Consider the following 18844-nt stretch of genomic DNA (forward strand, 5'->3'; position numbering starts at 1 on the left):
GTCACTATCTCCCAACTATTTACTGCTCTATCCAAACAGGTGCTAATGTATACCATTCTTCTGAAGGTACGACAAATCCTTTGACTCTATTATTAACAACATATGGTGCAGAATCATTTACAATTGGCGCAAAAGCTGCATCATTCATAATAATTTCTTCGCCTTGTTTCCATAAATCTAATGCTTTCTTTTCATCTAAAGAATTTGCTGCCTTATCCAAAATAGCATCTAAATCGTTATTCACATACTTTCCTGAGTTCATGCCACCTGGTGCTTTAAAATCAGAGTGTGCGATCATTGCTAAGAAAAATGGAGATGTTCTTCCAGAAGAAAACTGATTCATTCCTACTTCGCTGCTCATTCCATTACTATAATTCGATAGATAAGTTATCCATTCTTTCGTTTCCAATTTAACCTTTACTCCAATTTCAGCTAAATCTCGTTGAATCCATTCTGCAATATCAACAGGGATTAGCTGTCCTGATCCATCAATTGAAGTTTGCAGTGTCGTTTCAAAACCATTAGAATATCCTGCTTCTTTCATTAATTCTTTCGCTTTATCTACATTATATTCATACCATTTTTTGCTTGAATCATAGTTGGTAGAACCTGGGCTTTGGAATACATAAGCAGGATTTGCACTTCCTTTTAATAATTCATTTGCAATCCCTTCTCTATTGATTGCGTAATTTATTGCTTGTCTCACTTTAACATCTTGCATATATTTGTTATCAAAATTAAAGCTTAAATACCAAACATGAGGTGGTGTTCCTGTTAATACTTGATAGTTTTTCTTTTTAAAATCTTCTAATGAATCTGGTGGTGGAACAGCAATGATATCCACTTCATCATTTTTCATTGCAAGAACTCTGCTTGCTGAATCAGAAAGCGGTCTAAAAATAACTTTATCCAGTTTCGCTTTTTCTCCCCAGTACGCTTCATTTTTAACTAACGTAACATTTTCTCCTCTTTTTCTACTTTCAAATGTAAAAGGACCTGTTCCTGCTGGATGTTCTCCCACTTTATCATTCCCATATTTTTCAATCGATGTTGGACTCATTATTTGTAAGGAATTGATTTGGCCAAGCATTCTAGGAAACTCTGAAAATGGCGCTTTTAAATGAATTTTAATTGTCTGATCATCAACCACTTCATTGCTTTCGTAGTATTTCCACGTTCTAAAGGTTCTTCCAGCCCCTACTTTGTCATAGTATTCAAACTTTTCATCTGTTAATCGATTAATGTTAAAAGCGACAGCTTCTGCATTAAAGTTTGTTCCATCTTGAAATTTAACCCCTTCTCGTAAATGAAAAGTATATGTTTTTCCATCCTCTGAAACGTCCCAGCTCTTAGCCAGAACAGGAATTAATTCCGGCACAGCTGCTTCTTCTGATGATTTGCTTAAATCCTCTCCAATCAGCGGTTCAAATATTTGGTTATTGACCCGCATTGTTACCCACCCACCTGCGCGATGTGGATCGATTACATCCATTTCTGATTCAACACCAATGATTAAGGTGCCTCCTCCGTTTGAGCTACCGCCTTTTTCACCAGAGTTTGTACTATTGCTACATGCAGATAATAGTAGACTTACAACGAAAAATAAGTAAAAAACAACTTTTTTTGAATTCATGTTTACCCCCTAGGTAGTTTACTTTGTGAATAATATATTTTGATAAATTTTTTGATTATAATTCCAGCAACTATTTATCTATAAAAAATACTTAATTACCATCCCCCCTAATCTAGCAAAGTTACTTTTTTAAGATTGGCAATTCCTTTAATATAGACTTAATGATACCTTATAAAATATTCAGAAAAAAGCCATAATTCAGACAAAAAACATTGTGCACCTGCACAACCATATATCCTTTTCTTAACAAATCCATTTTTTAATGCATATTTTCCCCAACAAAAAACCATGCAGAATCTAAAAATTCTGCATGGTTTGCTTTTTACGCTACATTCCATCTCGCACATACTCTTGTATTTCATTCTATTCTACTAATTTCAAAACTGTATCAATCAGCACATTTGCTGCCTTTGCACACTCTTCATAAGAGGTATATTCTTCTTCGCAGTGACTCTTTCCATTTTTACTCGGCGTAAAAATCATAACCGATGGCAGATAAGAAGCAATAAATTGAGCATCATGTCCCGCACCGCTAAACATTTTTTTATAAGAATATCCCAAAGATTGTGTGGACTGCTCTAAAAGATTGCATAGGTGATCATTAAACCAAACCGTATCACGTTCCCATCTTTTTACTGCGCGTACAGAACATCCCTCTACCAATTCTGGCAGGTTCTTAATTATTTCTTCCACTGCCTGGATTACCGTTTCTTCTTGATGTCTTGCCTCTAAAGAAAAGGCTACCTTGTTTGGAATTACGGTATGAATATTAGGACTTATATTCATTTCTCCCATTGTGTACACTAATGTTTCATCAAGCTTGCTTAATTTTTCTCTTAGTTCTGTTATAATCGCATTTGCAGCAAATAGAGCATCTTTTCTCATATGCATAGGTGTTGTTCCTGCATGATCAGCTTCTCCATTTACTTCAATCCCATAACAAGTCATTCCTACTACGCCTTCAACTACTCCTATATCCAGACATTCGCTTTCCAAAACTGGACCTTGTTCAATATGCAACTCTAAATAGGCTGTTGCCTCACTTAGTCTATTTTCTTCTGTTCCTTCATAACCACTTGCCTGCAGTGCCTCTTGTAGGGATATTCCATCCGTATCTTTATTGGATAGCACCTCTTCTTTATTAAACTTTCCTGCTAACACGCCTGATGAGACCATGGTAGGCTGAAAACGAGCACCTTCCTCATTTGTAAAATTCATCACTGTAATCGGTATTCTCGGCTTTATTCCATGATCAATCAAAGTTCTAACTACTTCTAGACCAACAATAACACCGAGTGCTCCATCAAATCTTCCGCCTTTTATGACAGAATCTAAATGGGATCCAATAACAACTGGCGGCTTATTCTCTGTCCCTTCTAAGGTGGCATAAAGATTGCCCATATCATCAAATTTTGTAGTCAAACCTAGTTGTTCACAGCAATCGCAAAAATAGTTTCTTGCTTGTATGTCTGGTTCTGTTAATGTGAGTCTTGTAACCCCATTATTCTCCGTACCTCCAAACTCCGCAAAATGTTCTATTTCTTTTTGCAATCTTTCTTTATTAATAAGAATATTCTGAACTTTCATCATCAATCCTCCTATTATTGAGTTTTATCGATTATGAAGAAATTTCTTTTACCAATGTTTTATATAAGTTCTTTAAGGATGCCGGTGTCATTGAAACTGGATTATTCAACATATTAGGAGCAAAACTATTCGTAACTAGCTCATTTAAATCTTCCTCTGTTTTTACACCAATTTCTTCTAGTGACATCCTTAATCCCATTTCTTGTTTCATTTCATCGATACGATCTGCCAATTCTTCTGCATCTTTAAATCCAAGTCGCTTGCTGAAATCCTGCAGCCTTTCTGCATCTGGTGCGAGCTCACTATTAATCTTCCAGAAACCAGGAAGAGTAAAAGCACATGCTTCTCCATGTGGGATTCCATAATTTTGTGTAATAGGATAGGAGCAGGCATGGGCTGCTGCTGTCTGCGTTAAATTAAATGCAAGACCAGCCGTCACAGATGCTTCGCTCATTTTCGCTCTTGCCTCCAAATTTTCTGGCTCATGGTAAGCAGTCAGCAGGTTTTGAAAAACTAGAGTAGCAGCCCTTTCTGCAGCTAAATCTGTATAAGGCTGATGTTTTTTTCCATAATATGCTTCAAGTGAATGTGCAAGCACATCAAGCCCACTTGCAGCAGTAACATTTTTAGGACAGGAAATTGTTAATTCTGGATCAACTAGTGCATAAACAGGATAAAAATAATCGCTTGCGATTGGTGCTTTCACATAATTTTCTGTATCTGTTAATACAGAGACAGCCGTTACTTCACTGGCTGTTCCAGAGGTTGTCGGAATAGCAATTAATGGAATTCCAGGTTGTGAAACCTCCTGTCTTTTAAAGAAAAAATCGCTTGTCTCGTAAGACGTTGTTGCTACAAAACAGGCAACCTTTGCGCAATCCATGATGCTTCCACCACCTAAAGCTACTGCAAATTCGCATTCATACTCGCGAATCATCTCGGCACATTCATCTGTATTATGAACAGTAGGATTTGGCTGGATTCCAGAAAACATTGTGATGATTCGTCCCTCTGATTGTTCCATGACTTCTTTGGCAATTCCATTACGAACCATAGATGGAGCACAAATTAAGATCCCTTTATTTAATCCCATTTTTTTTATCAGCTGTGGCAATGTTTTTAATTTTCCTGCACCAAAGTCAATTGGCACCGGCTGCTTATAAAAGAAATTCTCCATTTATTCCAGCTCCTTTCTTATTTCGTCACCAATGATTTGTCAGGAAAAAGATAATCTTTTTCAAAAATTTGTACGACATTCTCAAAAATATCCATTGCCTTGTTTAATTCATCCTCTGTAATAATTAAAGGAGGAGCAATAATAACACTAGATTCATGTGAATACGTATAAAAACCATGTTCACTTAATAATCCTACAAACTTCGCCATTAACCCGACTTTATCTTTTCCATAGTCCATTCCATATGCTATTAGCGGCTCTTTTGTTTTTTTATCTTTTACCAATTCTACAGCTGCAAATAAACCGATATGGCGCACTTGGCCAATAGAGTCATATTGATACAATGCATTTAATCTTTCCTCTAATACTTCACCTACAGCAGCAGCATTTTCTATCAGCTTCTCATTCTTATAAATATCCAGTGTTGCACAGCCTATCTGTGTGGAAACAGTGTGTCCGCTATATGTTAAACCAGTCATCAATACATGATCATCAAAGTAGCTGGCAACTTTTTCACTGACAATAACACCACCAAGAGGAGCATATCCACTTGTTACACCTTTTGCAAATGTCATCATATCTGGTTCAAAATCAAAGTGATCAACAGCAAACATTTTTCCAGTTCGTCCAAACCCAGTCATTACTTCATCACAAATCATCAAAATTCCAAACTCATCACATAATTTGCGCACACCTTCTAAATAGCCTTTAGGCGGTATAAGTACCCCATTGCTTCCTGGAATTGGTTCCATAAAAACGGCCGCAATTGTTTCTGGTCCTTCATATAACATTTGGTTTTTTAATCGTTCTAAGTAAAAGTGTGTTGCTTCTTCATCATTTTTAAAATCAATCACTTCTCTATATAAATAAGGCGTATCGAATTTAATAAATCCTGGCAATCCAGGTTCGACGGTAAAGCGTCTGCCTTCTCCGGTTAAATTACCAGCACCAAAAGTAGCCCCGTGATAAGAACGATATCGGGAAAATATTTTATAGCGGCCTGTTGCCATTCGAGCTATTTTAACAGCATGATCATTTGAATCGGCACCACCATTTGCAAAAAATACTTTTGCCATGTTTTGAGGGGCAGCCTCTACAATTTTACGTGCGAGTTCCGATTTCGGAGAAGTAGCAAAACTAGGTGCTGCCATTGGAATTTCCCCAATATGTTTAAATTCTTCAAGCAGTTTAGGATGTTGATGACCAACGTTTAAATAAACGAGCTGTGAAGACATATCATAATACTGATTCATTTGATCATCCCAAAAGCAAACACCTTGTGCCTTTGCTATAGCTTTAGGGTTAATTCCTTTTTGCTTAGACCAAGAATGCAATACATACCTTTTATCATCTACTTTTGTCTGAGACAATTCAATTTGTTTCAATATTAAGCCACTCCATTCTATATTGTACTAATATTTAATATAGAACTATCTTAGCTTATTTAAATGTCAGAAAACAATGACAATTCCAACAATTATTTTTGTGCAGTCGCATAATTCGTGCCTTTTCTAAGATCTTCAATCATAAATGCAAGAGATAAATTCATTTTCGAAAAAGGAAGACTCAAGTCAATATCTAAGATGGACTCTATTTTTTTAATTTTGTATAAAACCGTATTTCGATGAACAAATCCCTTTTTAGCAATTTTTGAAGTTTGTCCATCCTCTTCAAGATACACGCGCAAAAACTCAATATAGTTCGTATCACGGAGTCGATCATAACGATAAAGCGGGCCTAGACTTTGGTTAGAATATGCTTCAAGTTTTTCTTGGTCATGTATCCCCAAAATCAGCTGATATGCTCCTAAATCTTTATATGTAAATGCCAATTGGTGAGGCAAGCGTTTATTAAGTTGAATAACCTTTTTTCCTTCTTGATAACTTTTCTTCAGCTCTAGTATATGTTTATAGAAATTTCCAAGTCCCATATATAATTCACCTTTTGAATTTTCTAATATTTCATGAATCACTTTAGCGATAGGAATTTGAGGTGTTTTCAATGCAGAGCGATTGATTAAATAAATTACTTCATTCTCAGACACCATCGACAAAAAAAACTTATATCTCTGTTTCCATTTCTCTTCTATTTCTGGTAGAAAGGAAGTGATTTTTTTATTTTTAGCGTTTGAGGTACATACAATGATGGCCGATTCCGCTCCTAAATCAAAGCCAATATTCGTAAGCTTATCTTTTATATAGGATAAATCTATGTTTTCATTAAATAGGATTTCCGACAGAATATTGTCCATGTTCTTTTGCTTATTTTGCTCTGCTGAAAGAAATTGAATCGTAATTTTTAATAAATCTGCGATTCGAAACTCCCACGGCATGCTGAAAATTGGAAATCCATGACCGTCTCCAAAGTCCAACACTTCCTGCGGTATTTCCTGTATATATGGTCCAATATTAATAATAACGCCAGCTGCATTATGTTCATATGCACTCTCTACCATTTCCAGAAGTTGCTGTAAATTACTCATATTTATTCCAGTCGTTACTATAAATTCACTTGGCCTAAAAAAAGCCGCCAATTCCACACTTTCTGTTACATTGACACCTTCAACGGGGTGGACCATTCCTTCTGCTCCTGCTGCTAAATCAATTGAATGTAATTCTGGAATGCTCATTAATTGCTTTAATGTAACCATTTTGGAAAACTCCTTTACACACTTTAAAATACGACCTAATTTCATCTTACCATAAGTAAAAAAACTTCACATCTAAAGAAAGGTTTCTTACCATCCGCAAATTAAGCCATATATTACTTACCTTAAAAGTGCATGTTCAAGAGGGAGCAAAAAAATCAAAAAGTTCGAGGTAGCTTAACTTCGAGCACCGGAAACCGGAGAAATTAAAAATGAGTCCGGTGCAGTACCGAACTCATTTTACCCAAGCTACGCTGCCTAATGAAATAACCTGTCTAACTTTTAGGGGTCACTTCACCGTCTTTGCGTCTTTTATTTTATTATTAGGATAATTATTTAGTCAGTAGCAAGTATCCCATGTTTTTGATGAACACGGGAATCGTTCATTTCTAAATGGGGTTTATCTAACAATCTTCCACCACTCTTGGCCAGCAGCTTCTAATTTAAGTTGTCCCATTTATTGCGGGATTTTTCCTTTAACTCCTTGTACAAACCAATTCATGCTTAAAATATCCTCAACAGATAATTCTTTTCCGTCTTCCACTTTTACTTTTCCGCTTTGATCCTTGATTGGACCATTAAATACAGAAAGCTTTCCATCTATTATGTCTTGTTTTTTCGCATTCACAAGGTCTTGCACATCTTTTGGTACGTTTTTACCGAACGGTGCAATATCCACCATTCCTTCTTTTAATCCTCCAAGATAGGCATCTGATTTCCAAGTTCCGTCAATCACACTTTGCACAGTATTAACATAATATTCTCCCCAATGTAAAGTCGGGTTTGTGATATACGTTTCTGGCGCATAACGATTCATATCTGAATCATTACCCATTCCCCAAACTTTTTTCTCTGCAGCAGCTTGAATACCTGCTGGTGAATCTTGATAGTTTGCTAACACATCTACACCTTGGTCCAATAAGCTGACTGCTGCTTGTCTTTCCGTTGCAGGGTCAAACCATGTATTACTCCATACAACCGAAACTTCAACATCAGGATTTACACTTTGTGCACCTAATGTGAAAGCATTAATCGTATTGATAACCTCTGGGATCGGGAATGCTCCTACATATCCAATTTTATTGTTTTTGGATTGTTTTCCTGCTGCAATTCCTGCTAGATAGCCAGATTCCCAGCCTTTCCCTTGATAGGTTCCCATATTTTCTGCTTTCTTATAGCCAGTTGCATGAAGAAATACAACTTTTGGATATTTTTGTGCCACATTATAAGTAGGATCCATATAGCCAAAGCTTGTTGTAAAAATAATATCATTTTTCTGTGCAAGCTCTTCAATCACACGTTCTGCATCAGGTCCTTCTGGAACATTTTCAACAATAGTAGATTTAATGCCAAACTTTTCATCTACCATTTTTCTTCCTTCATCATGCTGAAATGTCCAACCGCCATCACCAGGAACACCTATGTAAACAAAAGCTACTTTTGGTTTCTCTTTTTTCTCTGTTTGTCCACTAGTTTCTTTTTTATTCTCCTTAGGCGTAGTAGATGCCTGAGAACATCCTGCAGCTAAAGCAACAACCATTATAAATACGAATAATCGAAATAATTTTTTCAAATTACAGCCCCCTAGTATACTTGTACATTAATTTTCCTTGCTTGCTAAATTATTAGGTAAACATTAAAAACCACATCACATCCTTTCATAAAGAGAACCTCAAGCAATGTTCACTTTCCCTAAAACAGATTAAAATGATTAAAATCTCTGTTCTCGGAAATAGGGAATTCCTAATGATTTAGGCTCTATCGTTTGTTTCTTTCTATTTTTCCAGCCAATAAACATTAATACGACAATTGTTGCAATATAGGGAATCATTTTTAAAAAATAGGGTGGGATACCAATGTCAAACAGCTGAATACGGAATCCGATCGCATCGAGTCCTCCGAAAAAATAGGCACAAAGAAGAGCAAGAAGCGGATTCCAGCGGGCAAAGATAATGAGTGCAATCGCAATCCAGCCTCTTCCTGCTGTCATTCCTTCAATCCAGTTAGGCGAATACACCATAATTAAATAGAAACCAGCAAATCCCATTAACATAGACCCCGCAATGACATGAAGATATCGAATTTTCATAACAGAAATCCCCATTACATCAGAGGTAGATGGACTATCACCTACAGCTTTTAAATGAAGCCCCCAAGATGTTTTAAACATGTATAAATACAAAAGAATGCTTAGTGCCATGCTGATCCAAATAAAGATATCCAAATGAGAAAATATTTTTCCGATAAAAGGAATTGGTTCTAAAAAGGATAAATTTACTTTTGGAATAGAGACCGATAAAGCAGCACCGGCAACAGATTTACCCAAATATGCGCTGAATCCTGTTCCAAACAAAGTAATAGCTAGGCCTGAAACGATTTGATTTGCACGTAAAGTAATGCACAAAAAGGCATGAATCAATCCAAGACAACCAGCAGAAATCAATGCAACAACTAGGGAGAGAAACAGACTTTCTGTTTTGATATAGGTAATACAGGACATTACTGCACCAATCAGCATAATACCTTCCGTCCCTAAATGAATAACTCCCGCTTTTTCACTTAATATCCCGCCTAAAATGGCAAACAAAAGGGAGGAACCAGAAGATATCGCTGCCGCAATAATTAAAATCGTTATTTCCATGGAAATAGCCTGCTACTAAAAATACACCCAAACGTACATCCTTAGAGTATTCCTGCTTCTACGAACGCCATTTAGCCAATTGCTCGCTACTCTGGTTTGTATCGCTCTCCACAGGCGTAAATTCCGATGTAGCCCACCGTACATATATAATACATATTAGTTAAGTTAATATTGTATATTGTTTTGCTTGTAAAAGGTTGATAGACGCATTTACATCTCTACCCATGACATGACCACAGTTACATTCATATACTCGGTCAGATAATTTTAAATCCACTTTCTTATGCCCACAACATGAACACAATTTAGAAGAAGGATAAAATCTGCCTACTTGACGTAATTCAATGCCATGTTCGTTGCATTTAGCCTTTAACCATGTTTGAAAGGCATAGAAACACTGGCCAGCCACTGCTTTAGATAGATGTCTATTTTTTATCATTCCCTTTACATTCAAATCTTCTACTGTAATATATTGTGGTTTGGTTTTCACCACATCGTTCACAACAGATTTTACATGTTCTATTCTTATATTAGCCAATTGAACATGTAGCTTTTGCACTCTAAGGATATTCTTGTTTATATTCGCTCTTCTTTTAGTAGCAGATTCACCTCTTTTCTTTTTTATATTTTCATATTTACGTGAGAGAGAGCGCTGTTCACGTTTTAATTTCTTTTCTATCTTTCTTACTTTTGTTGTTTTATTGATGTTTTCATATATATCACCATTACTACAAATGGCAAGCTCTTTAATTCCTAAATCAATCCCTATGCCACCTTGATTCATGGATGGTGGTTGTATTTTTTCTGGCACTTCACATAAAACAGAAATATAATACCTTCCTGATTTACGAGATAAAGTTCCGCTCTTCACAATAGGATCCTTTGGGAGATAACCAAATTCTTTTAGCCTCATCCAACCAATCGTAGGGATTTTCACTCGATGTCTTTCTACTGTCCAGTCTGTCTTATTATTTTTAGGAAAGTAACATTTTACATCTTGATTCTTTTTCTTTTTGAATCTAGGAAATTGGGATAATCCTTTAAAAAATCTTTTAAAAGCTCTATCTCCATTCATAATAGCTTGCTTCACTGCCTTACTGGAAACTGCTTTAATCCATTGGTCAGATTCTTTTATATGAACGTTGTTTAACCATTTAGAAAAGTCATACCCACTTGTAAATTTCCCTTCTTTTTCATACGTTTCTTTATTTTTACTAAGATATAAATTATAAACATATCTACACACGCCAATAGTTTGATGTATTTTAACTATTTGTTCGGCCGTTGGTTTCATTTCTATTAGATAAGCTTTTTTCATTTTGATTCTTCCTCTGATATTTTTTTCTTGTATTTTCTCAATCTGTATATTCTACAGCTAAATACGTGAATAATAGAAATCAAATCTTGAATCATTTCTTCTTGTGGTGATAGTTTCTCATTGTGAACAACGATAATTTATACCCCTCGCTTTTGAAGAAATCCTTCGAACCAGTCGTAGCCAAATCGAACAAACCTATCTTTGTGTGCAATTAAAATCGTAGAAATCTGACCACTAACACAATCGTCTATTAGTTGATTCCAATTTTCCCTCTTGTAATTAAGACCACTTGAAATATCTGTGACAATATTATCTACAATCATTCCTCTTGCATTTGCAAATGTTTTTAAAAACTCTATTTGGTTTTCAAGGTCCTCTCTCTGTCTTTGATTGGAGACTCTCGTGTATATAACTGTTTTACCTACTTTATTATCCTCTTGGATTCCCATCTATTCTTTATACTGATTTTCCGTATAATATCTTCTTCCTTTAGGGTTTCGGTAAGCTGTTAATACACCTTGATTATCCCATCTTTGTAGTGTTCTAACAGATACATTAATCATTTCTGAAAATTCCTTAGGTTTGTATTGTTTCATGTTTACATTATGCTACGTTTGACTATTTTACCTATATTTTCCACCACTTCCATATTCTCCTTTCTTTATTTAACACACTCTATATGTTATTTTTCTTCCATTTAAAACGATATTTACTCATCATTTCTCCGCCAATTAAACAAAAAAGAATTGCTCCCTGAAGCATGAGAGACATAGAGGAAGGCAAACCAATTGTCTGTACACTAAACCCTCCAACCGTTAACCCTCCGATAAAAATGGAAGTAACAATCATTGCCCAAGGATTTAGTTTTGCGAGCCATGCCACAATGATCGCCGTATATCCATAACCTGGAGAAATACCATACATAAGTCGATGTGCTACGCCAGAAACCTCCAGCATTCCTGCAAGTCCTGCAAGACCACCGCTGATCATCATCACGATTAGAATATGCTTATTAATGCGAATTCCAGAAGAGACCGCTGCCGAAGGGTTTGCTCCAAGCAGCCTTAATTCATACCCCCAGCGGGTTTTTGCTGTTACAAAAGCAAAAAGAACGACAATAATCAATGCAATAATTATGCCAACATGCAGTCTTGTTGACCCGATATTTGCAAGCATCTGAAAAGGAGTAAAAATAGCTGTTCCTGGGAAATTAAATCCATTTGGATCTCTCCATGGTCCAAAAACAAAATAATCCAAAAGCAATATTCCTACATAGTTGAGCATAAGGGATGTAATCAGCTCATTCACTTGAAAATAAGTACGTGGTATTGCTGTAAATAGGCCCCATAATGCACCTGACAGTACTCCTGCAATGACCATTAATGGAAGATAGACTGGTCCTGGTAGATTAGGAAAGTAAATGGTTATTGCTGTAGCGCCAATCGCACCGACGACAAATTGACCTTCTGCCCCAATATTCCAAATGGATATCCGATAAGCTATTGCAACGCCTAGCCCACATAATAATAGTGGAATCGCCTTTACTAACGTTTCACTAATTCCAAAACTTGAGCCAAATGCCCCCTGCACCATTCTTGTATAAATAGTAATGGGATTCATTCCATTCAGCAAAATGAAGAGTGCACAAAGAAAAAGAGCTACAAAAATGGAAATAATCGGAACCCAAAAGCTCCCTGCCTTTTTCATCGGATCAAATTCCAACGTAAAAGGAAGAAACGATAATTTAGTTGCATCTTCTTTTATGCTGGCATTCTGCTGCTGTTGAATAGATGCTTTTTGACTCATGCCATAGCTCCTTCCCTTTGACTTATTCCTGCCATTAATCGTCCAATATAATCTTTGTCAGCTTGTCCACGCTCTAACATTCCACTAATTTTCCCGTTATATAAAACAAGTATTTTATCCGACAATTGCATCACCTCATCTAAATCCTCTGAGATAAGAAGAACACCGCTACCTATATTTCGTAAATCAACTAGCATCTGATGAACTGCTTCAGTAGCCCCAACATCTAATCCTTGTGTTGGATGAACTGCCACCATCAGTTTAGGATTTTGATCTATTTCTCTCGCAAATAATAATTTTTGCTGATTCCCTCCTGACAGCTGGCGAACTGGACTATGCAAGTCTGGTGTACGTACATCAAATCTTTCAACAAGCTCCGCTGCCCATTCTTCATTTTTTTTCTTTTGCAGCAATCCATATTTAGTACGTTTATTTGTTCTGTATGTTTTTGCAAGTAAGTTATCAATAATACCTAAACTTCCGGCAAGCCCACTTTTCATGCGGTCTTCTGGAATATGAGCAATTCCTTTATCAATTAACATTTGCGCTGTTGGGGATTGCAAGTCTTCTTCGTAAAAACGAACTTTTCCGCTTGTCCAAGATAGAAGACCTGTTAAAGCTTCTGCAAGCTCTTTTTGCCCATTTCCTGCGACTCCAGCAACACCGACGATTTCATGTTCGTGAATAGTAAAATCAATATCATCTATTGCATCGATGCCATGCTCTGCTCTAACTACTAAATTTTCCACTTCCAAAATAGGTTTTCCTATTTGTTGTGCCTCCATCGAAATCCCCTGCGACATTTCCCTGCCAACCATTAACTGTGCCAGCTCTTCAACAGAAGTATCTTTTTTATCTATTTGAGCAATCATTTTCCCTTTTCTCATAACCGAAATCCGATTTGAAATAGCCATTACTTCCTTTAATTTATGTGTCGTAATAATCATCGTTTTCCCGTCATTTTTCAATTCTTGCATTGTCTGGATAAGTTGATCCACTTCTCCTGGCGTTAAAACTGAAGTTGGCTCATCAAAGATAATAATATCCGCCCCTCGGTAAAGTGTTTTAATGATTTCCACTCTTTGCTGTTCTCCAACCGATAATCTCCAAACTGGCAAATTGGTTGGAAATGACAAACCGTATTTTTCTGCAATTGCTTTTATCTCTTTTTCTTTTTTATTTCTCCAGGATTTCCCTCTCCAAATATTGCTTTTTTCACCTAATATAATATTTTCAATGGCTGTCAACGTATCTACAAGCCGAAAATTTTGATGAACCATTCCAATTCCCAGATCCATTGATTCTTTTGGAGAGCGAATTCTAGATGGAACACCTTGTATGACAATAGAACCGCTGTCTGCCTTATATATTCCGGAAAGCATACTCATAATTGTACTTTTTCCAGCACCATTTTCACCTAATAATGCATGGATTTCTCCTTTCTTAACAAAGAAGTTGACATGATCACTAGCAACTACGTCACCAAATTTTTTTACTATGTCCTTCATCTCCACTGCATATTGTGATCGTGACATTAACACACCTCTTTTCACCATAAGAAAGCCTTATCATATGGTATTTTATGAATATTCTAAATTATGTACCAAGGAGAATAGAAAGTCTACGAATGTGTAAGAAAATGTTACAAGAAACTATTTATGGAAACCTTTCATTATAAAACTTCAAAAAGGAAAAATCATCCTACAATAGTAATTTTCAAGATAACATCCGCCGCTAAGAGGGATTCACACCCATGACACATGAAATGAAATAATTTTCTTAAATAAGCAGGGAGCAGCAGGAATATAAAGAGGCTCCCGCGGGAAATGCGAGAAAGACGAGACTCAGAAGGAAAGCGAAGTGTATTCTGACTGCGGACTAATTGAGAGCGCTAAAGCTTTTTTCAGATAGACATAGATAAATAAGAGAGGCTGTTCGGTTTATTAATAAAAATTAAGAGAATGATAATTCCATTAGAATACAAAAATATATATCTATTTCCCAGACGTGTTGATTAACCAATAACTGCCTAAAAAATTTTGGTTGTTGGTCCTGATTCACTCTTTATCGGACAAACTCCCCTCTTTTCTCTGCTGTTTTTGTCCTGATTCATCCTTTTCAAATCTAAACAGGTAAAATGTACTTGTTAACAAAGCTACTTACTATTTCACAGGATAATTCTATCTAATTTTGGATAATCAACACTCTTGATCTATTTGATTTCTTCCCTTCTATACTATAAATACATTCTATCTTCCTCTCTACAAAAAGGAATTTTTTCCAATTTATCGAATTAATAAAGAGAGAATAACTAGGAGGAAATAATTTGAAAAAAACGACCAAAATCATAAAAGACGCTTGTGCAGAACAAGAAATTACATACACATTAATAGAAACTGGTTCTGATAAAATCTGTTTTATGTTTTCTGGACTAGGATACACCTATGATAAACCACTGTTTTATTATGCAACCATGCTGATGCTTGAAAAAAACATCGATGTAGTTCAAGTGCATTATTCTTATGATAAGGAATTTTTGAAGCAACCTGCTTATTTGGCAACTGAATCAATGATGAATAGCATTCAGCCAATTATGGATGTCCTCCTTAAAAACACTCATTATAAAAAAACATTTTTTTTAGGAAAATCCCTTGGAACTATTCCAATTGTGAACGGAATCATGAAAAACAACAGCTTTCCATCCTCAAAAATAATCTTACTTACTCCTTTATTAAAAATGGATGAGATGTTTAAATCCATAATAGAAAGCAAACACGAAGGAATTCTTGTAATTGGAGACAAAGATCAGCATTATGACTTGAATAAATTAGAACAAATGAAACAAACATCCTTACAAGTTGATATTATCAAAGATGCCAATCATTCTTTGGATATAGCAGAATTAGATACAGTTGCATCCATTGCCGTTATTAGTCGAGTAATGAAGAACATCGTTAAAATAGTAGAATAGAATTTAATTGAAAGAATTCAGTAGACTTCCATGCAGCAAAATTTGCACCATGACCCATGAAAATAGGAACTTTGATTAAGATTCATTGTTATGTTGAAGCAGGGAGCAGTGAGAATACATGAAGACTCCCGCGGGAAAGCGAGAAAGACAAGACCCCGCAGGAAAGCGAAGTGTATTCCGGCTGCGGACTCATTGAGAAAGCCAACGTCCCTTTTTCAGGGTAGACAGAAAAAAAGATGATTAGTATGATAACAAAAAGCACTAATTCTCTTAATATATTGAAGTTATAATAAGCATTTATTGTTTTTAACACTTTCTACAAATTTTCAGCCCACTAGGAGACAATTATGGAACAGAAAAAAAGATATGAAGCTCTATTAAATAACATAAACCAATATAATTCCGGACAAATAGGCATAACAAGAATTGCTTATTCCAACGAAGAGCAAGCTTGCACCCATGCATTTATGCGATTATGTAAAAATGAAGGGCTGGATATTCGCCTCGATAGCTGCGGAAATCTTATTGCCAGAAGAGAAGGGAAAAGGAATGAACTGCCTCCTGTTGTTATGGGCTCTCATTTAGATACTGTGTATCATGGTGGAAAATATGATGGTGCTGTTGGCGTTACAGCAGCTTTGGAAGTAATTAAACGATTAAATGAAAAAAATATAATAACCGACCATCCTCTTGAAATTATTTCATTCGCCTGCGAAGAATCTGCTCGTTTTGGTGTTTCAACCGTTGGAAGTAAAGCAATGGCTGGTTTAATAGACAAAAGAAAATTTAGTATACTTCAAGATAGAGATGGAATTACAATGGAAAAAGCCTTTTCCCATTGTGCTCTCCATTTTGATCAAATAGATTCGGCATACAGAAAAAATGAGAAGTTCAAGTTATTTTTAGAACTTCATATTGAGCAAGGCCCTGTACTTATTAATGAAAATAAAAAAATCGGGATAGTTACAGGCATTGCTGCTCCAGCAAGATATATTGTAAAAATCAAGGGATCAGCTTCCCACTCTGGCACAACCCCAATGAATATGCGTCAAGATGCTTTGCTTGGTGCGTCCGAAATTACTCTTGCACTGGAAAAAGCAGCAAAAAAGGAGCATATATATGGAACAGTTGCTACTGTTGGTGTGCTGAATTTACCTTTAGGTGCAATGAATGTCGTGCCCGGTAATGTTGAAATGAAAGTGGATATACGATCCTCCTCCATCGATTCCAGACAACGAGTGATCGATTATTTATTCCAAACTATTTCATCAATCGAAAAAAAACGTCAACTAGTTGTAGAATACGAAGAAATAAGTATGGAAAATCCCGTGTTATTATCATCTGAGATTGTGCATAATTTAGAATCAATCTGTGAAGAACAAAAACTTGACTATAAACTGATGCAAAGTGGTGCAGGACATGACGCAATGAATATGACGCTATTTGGACCTGTTGGACTTATTTTTATTCCATCCGTTAATGGGTTAAGTCATCATCCAGATGAGCATACAGATCTTGAAGACATTTTATTAGGAATAGATGTTTTAGAAAAAATGGTGCTGAAACATGCCATGCAGGTTTAAATTCTTTTACTAAAAAATGAAAACAAAAGCAGCCGTTATTTCAACAGCTGCTTCTTGTCATTATCTTATAAACCATTAATCTATACTCTGATTCAAGGAAATATTTTATACACTTTTTACTTCCACTCAGCAATTGTTTCAATTGGCAATCGGTAAGATTTATAGCCTTCATCTGCAGCCTTACCGACTGAAAGCAGCATCACAGGTACATATCTTTTTTTATCCAATCCAAATGTTTCAGCAATATTCGCTTTATCGTAGCCGCCAATTGGATTTGTATCATATCCATGTGCTCTTGCTGCTAACATCAGCTGCATGGAAACAAGGCCACTATCGATTAGTATAGTTTCTCGATTCACTTGTTCTGGCAACGTTGCGAAGTGATTAGCAAATGCTGCCAGTTGGCGCTCTTTCACTTCTTGTGGCATATAACCTAATTCAACAGCCTTCGAATAAATTTCATCTGCATAATCAAAGTTATTCATATCTGCAAAAACAGCAATTACCGCTGATGATGTTTTCACTTGTTGTTGATTAAAGGAAGCTAATGGTGCCAGTTTTGCTTTTGCCTCTTCGCTGTCAATAACAAGAAAACGCCATGGCTGCATATTAATGGATGATGGTGCCGTTGTCGCTTCTTCTAATATCTCCTTCATCTCTTCCCTGCTGATTTTTACCGTTGGATCATAATTTCTGATAGAGCGTCTTCCTTTTATAATTTCCATAAAATCATTTGTCTTTAATTTTGTTGTCATTGTTTTTTCCTCTTTTCCATAAATTATATTTTAACTTTTGACACATTATCGCCGATTTTGGAGAGCATTTTTAATAACAACTGCATTTCTTGTTCACTAAACTCGTTAAGTGTTTGCCTGATAAATTGTTCTTTTTCTTTTAATGATGCCTCAATCACATTTCTTCCATGTTTAGTTAAACAAACTAATGTAACTCGATTATCTTCTGCCTTTTTCCTTCTAGAAATCATTTCTGTAGCTTCTAATTGTTTTAAATGCCGAGTAACCGCAGCATGATCTATTTTGACCATTTTCTGTAGATCAGTTTGACTAATTTCCTCCACATGATAAAGCTGCTGAAGCATCTCAATACGTGATGGACTAGCTCCTAAACAAGTTTCAAATTTAGTATTTAACTCTTTATTTAAAACATGCAACTGATAAAAAATCTGCAGTTTAAGAGAACAAAGATTTGTCAATACATCAACTCCTTTTCAATAGTTACAGTTTTCATTTATAGCGATAATTCCATCAAGGGGCTTTTCCAAATGTCTCCAAGCTAAACTTCATAAAAAGCGAGAGTATGCGCTAGGCTTACTGATCGATAAGAGTGGAAAGAATGGTTGGTTAAAAAGCAAAGATTTAATATTTGACCCCTCAATAATTGATAGGTCAAATATATATCCATATAATTTTATTGTCAATTCATAAGCTTTCAACTAAAGGGATGATGTTTCATGTTAAAGC

At 35.8% G+C, this 18844-nt stretch carries 14 protein-coding genes and 1 pseudogene; 2 read left to right on the top strand and 13 right to left on the bottom strand.

Features of this window, described 5'->3' with window-relative positions; all coding sequences use genetic code 11:
* Nucleotides 1-19: 19 nt before the first annotated feature.
* From AC5LWL_RS17645 to AC5LWL_RS17695, 11 genes and pseudogenes are all read right to left on the bottom strand, one after another.
* Complete coding sequence (locus AC5LWL_RS17645; protein ID WP_493435530.1) at nt 20-1633, bottom strand: ABC transporter substrate-binding protein; 1614 nt, start codon at nt 1631-1633, stop codon at nt 20-22.
* Between the two features lie 363 nt (nt 1634-1996).
* A complete protein-coding gene (locus AC5LWL_RS17650; protein ID WP_493436649.1) occupies nt 1997-3220 on the bottom strand; it encodes a Zn-dependent hydrolase in 1224 nt (407 codons plus the stop codon).
* A 31-nt stretch (nt 3221-3251) separates the two neighbouring features.
* On the bottom strand, nt 3252-4397 hold the full coding sequence (locus AC5LWL_RS17655) for an iron-containing alcohol dehydrogenase family protein (RefSeq protein WP_493435531.1): 1146 nt from the start codon (nt 4395-4397) through the stop codon (nt 3252-3254).
* A gap of 17 nt (nt 4398-4414) precedes the next feature.
* Nucleotides 4415-5782 (bottom strand): aminotransferase class III-fold pyridoxal phosphate-dependent enzyme, encoded by a 1368-nt coding sequence (locus tag AC5LWL_RS17660; RefSeq protein ID WP_493435532.1) that lies wholly within the window; start codon nt 5780-5782, stop codon nt 4415-4417.
* A gap of 92 nt (nt 5783-5874) precedes the next feature.
* On the bottom strand, nt 5875-7047 hold the full coding sequence (locus AC5LWL_RS17665) for a PucR family transcriptional regulator (protein ID WP_493435533.1): 1173 nt from the start codon (nt 7045-7047) through the stop codon (nt 5875-5877).
* Between the two features lie 454 nt (nt 7048-7501).
* On the bottom strand, nt 7502-8617 hold the full coding sequence (locus tag AC5LWL_RS17670) for a BMP family ABC transporter substrate-binding protein (RefSeq protein ID WP_493435534.1): 1116 nt from the start codon (nt 8615-8617) through the stop codon (nt 7502-7504).
* A 138-nt stretch (nt 8618-8755) separates the two neighbouring features.
* Nucleotides 8756-9685, bottom strand: coding sequence for an ABC transporter permease (locus AC5LWL_RS17675; RefSeq protein ID WP_493435535.1), 930 nt, complete (start codon nt 9683-9685; stop codon nt 8756-8758).
* Between the two features lie 160 nt (nt 9686-9845).
* A complete protein-coding gene (locus AC5LWL_RS17680; protein ID WP_493435536.1) occupies nt 9846-11003 on the bottom strand; it encodes an RNA-guided endonuclease InsQ/TnpB family protein in 1158 nt (385 codons plus the stop codon).
* A pseudogene (locus tag AC5LWL_RS17685) lies at nt 10951-11599 on the bottom strand (IS607 family transposase). Before AC5LWL_RS17685 ends, AC5LWL_RS17680 begins: the two are co-directional and overlap by 53 nt.
* A gap of 79 nt (nt 11600-11678) precedes the next feature.
* Complete coding sequence (locus AC5LWL_RS17690) at nt 11679-12809, bottom strand: ABC transporter permease (RefSeq protein ID WP_493435537.1); 1131 nt, start codon at nt 12807-12809, stop codon at nt 11679-11681.
* Nucleotides 12806-14344, bottom strand: coding sequence for an ABC transporter ATP-binding protein (locus tag AC5LWL_RS17695; RefSeq protein WP_493435538.1), 1539 nt, complete (start codon nt 14342-14344; stop codon nt 12806-12808). Before AC5LWL_RS17695 ends, AC5LWL_RS17690 begins: the two co-directional genes overlap by 4 nt.
* Nucleotides 14345-15135: 791 nt before the next feature.
* On the opposite strand from AC5LWL_RS17695, the gene AC5LWL_RS17700 reads away from it, so the two are divergent.
* Nucleotides 15136-15780: an alpha/beta family hydrolase gene (locus tag AC5LWL_RS17700; protein ID WP_493435539.1), complete on the top strand. Its 645-nt coding sequence runs from the start codon at nt 15136-15138 to the stop codon at nt 15778-15780.
* A gap of 347 nt (nt 15781-16127) precedes the next feature.
* The gene (locus AC5LWL_RS17705) at nt 16128-17363 is read left to right on the top strand and encodes a M20 family metallo-hydrolase (RefSeq protein ID WP_493435540.1); all 1236 of its coding nucleotides are present in this window, start codon (nt 16128-16130) and stop codon (nt 17361-17363) included.
* 116 nt (nt 17364-17479) lie between these two features.
* Here AC5LWL_RS17705 and AC5LWL_RS17710 read toward each other — a convergent pair whose 3' ends face one another.
* Together AC5LWL_RS17710 and AC5LWL_RS17715 are read right to left on the bottom strand one after the other, a co-directional pair.
* Nucleotides 17480-18118 carry a nitroreductase family protein gene (locus AC5LWL_RS17710; protein ID WP_493435541.1) on the bottom strand — a complete coding sequence of 213 codons (639 nt, stop codon included), beginning with the start codon at nt 18116-18118 and terminating at the stop codon, nt 17480-17482.
* A gap of 23 nt (nt 18119-18141) precedes the next feature.
* The gene (locus AC5LWL_RS17715) at nt 18142-18576 is read right to left on the bottom strand and encodes a MarR family winged helix-turn-helix transcriptional regulator (RefSeq protein ID WP_493435542.1); all 435 of its coding nucleotides are present in this window, start codon (nt 18574-18576) and stop codon (nt 18142-18144) included.
* Nucleotides 18577-18844: the final 268 nt, after the last annotated feature.

It is taken from the genome of Niallia sp. WK069_GA_01 (assembly GCF_983173855.1).

Coding starts and splice junctions, on each gene's coding strand:
- AC5LWL_RS17705 (WP_493435540.1), top strand. CDS start 16,128: ATGGAACAGAAAAAAAGATATGAAGCTCTATTAAATAACATAAACCAA.
- AC5LWL_RS17710 (WP_493435541.1), bottom strand. CDS start 18,118: ATGACAACAAAATTAAAGACAAATGATTTTATGGAAATTATAAAAGGA.
- AC5LWL_RS17680 (WP_493435536.1), bottom strand. CDS start 11,003: ATGAAAAAAGCTTATCTAATAGAAATGAAACCAACGGCCGAACAAATA.
- AC5LWL_RS17665 (WP_493435533.1), bottom strand. CDS start 7,047: ATGGTTACATTAAAGCAATTAATGAGCATTCCAGAATTACATTCAATT.
- AC5LWL_RS17690 (WP_493435537.1), bottom strand. CDS start 12,809: ATGAGTCAAAAAGCATCTATTCAACAGCAGCAGAATGCCAGCATAAAA.
- AC5LWL_RS17645 (WP_493435530.1), bottom strand. CDS start 1,633: ATGAATTCAAAAAAAGTTGTTTTTTACTTATTTTTCGTTGTAAGTCTA.
- AC5LWL_RS17655 (WP_493435531.1), bottom strand. CDS start 4,397: ATGGAGAATTTCTTTTATAAGCAGCCGGTGCCAATTGACTTTGGTGCA.
- AC5LWL_RS17675 (WP_493435535.1), bottom strand. CDS start 9,685: ATGGAAATAACGATTTTAATTATTGCGGCAGCGATATCTTCTGGTTCC.
- AC5LWL_RS17650 (WP_493436649.1), bottom strand. CDS start 3,220: ATGAAAGTTCAGAATATTCTTATTAATAAAGAAAGATTGCAAAAAGAA.
- AC5LWL_RS17695 (WP_493435538.1), bottom strand. CDS start 14,344: ATGTCACGATCACAATATGCAGTGGAGATGAAGGACATAGTAAAAAAA.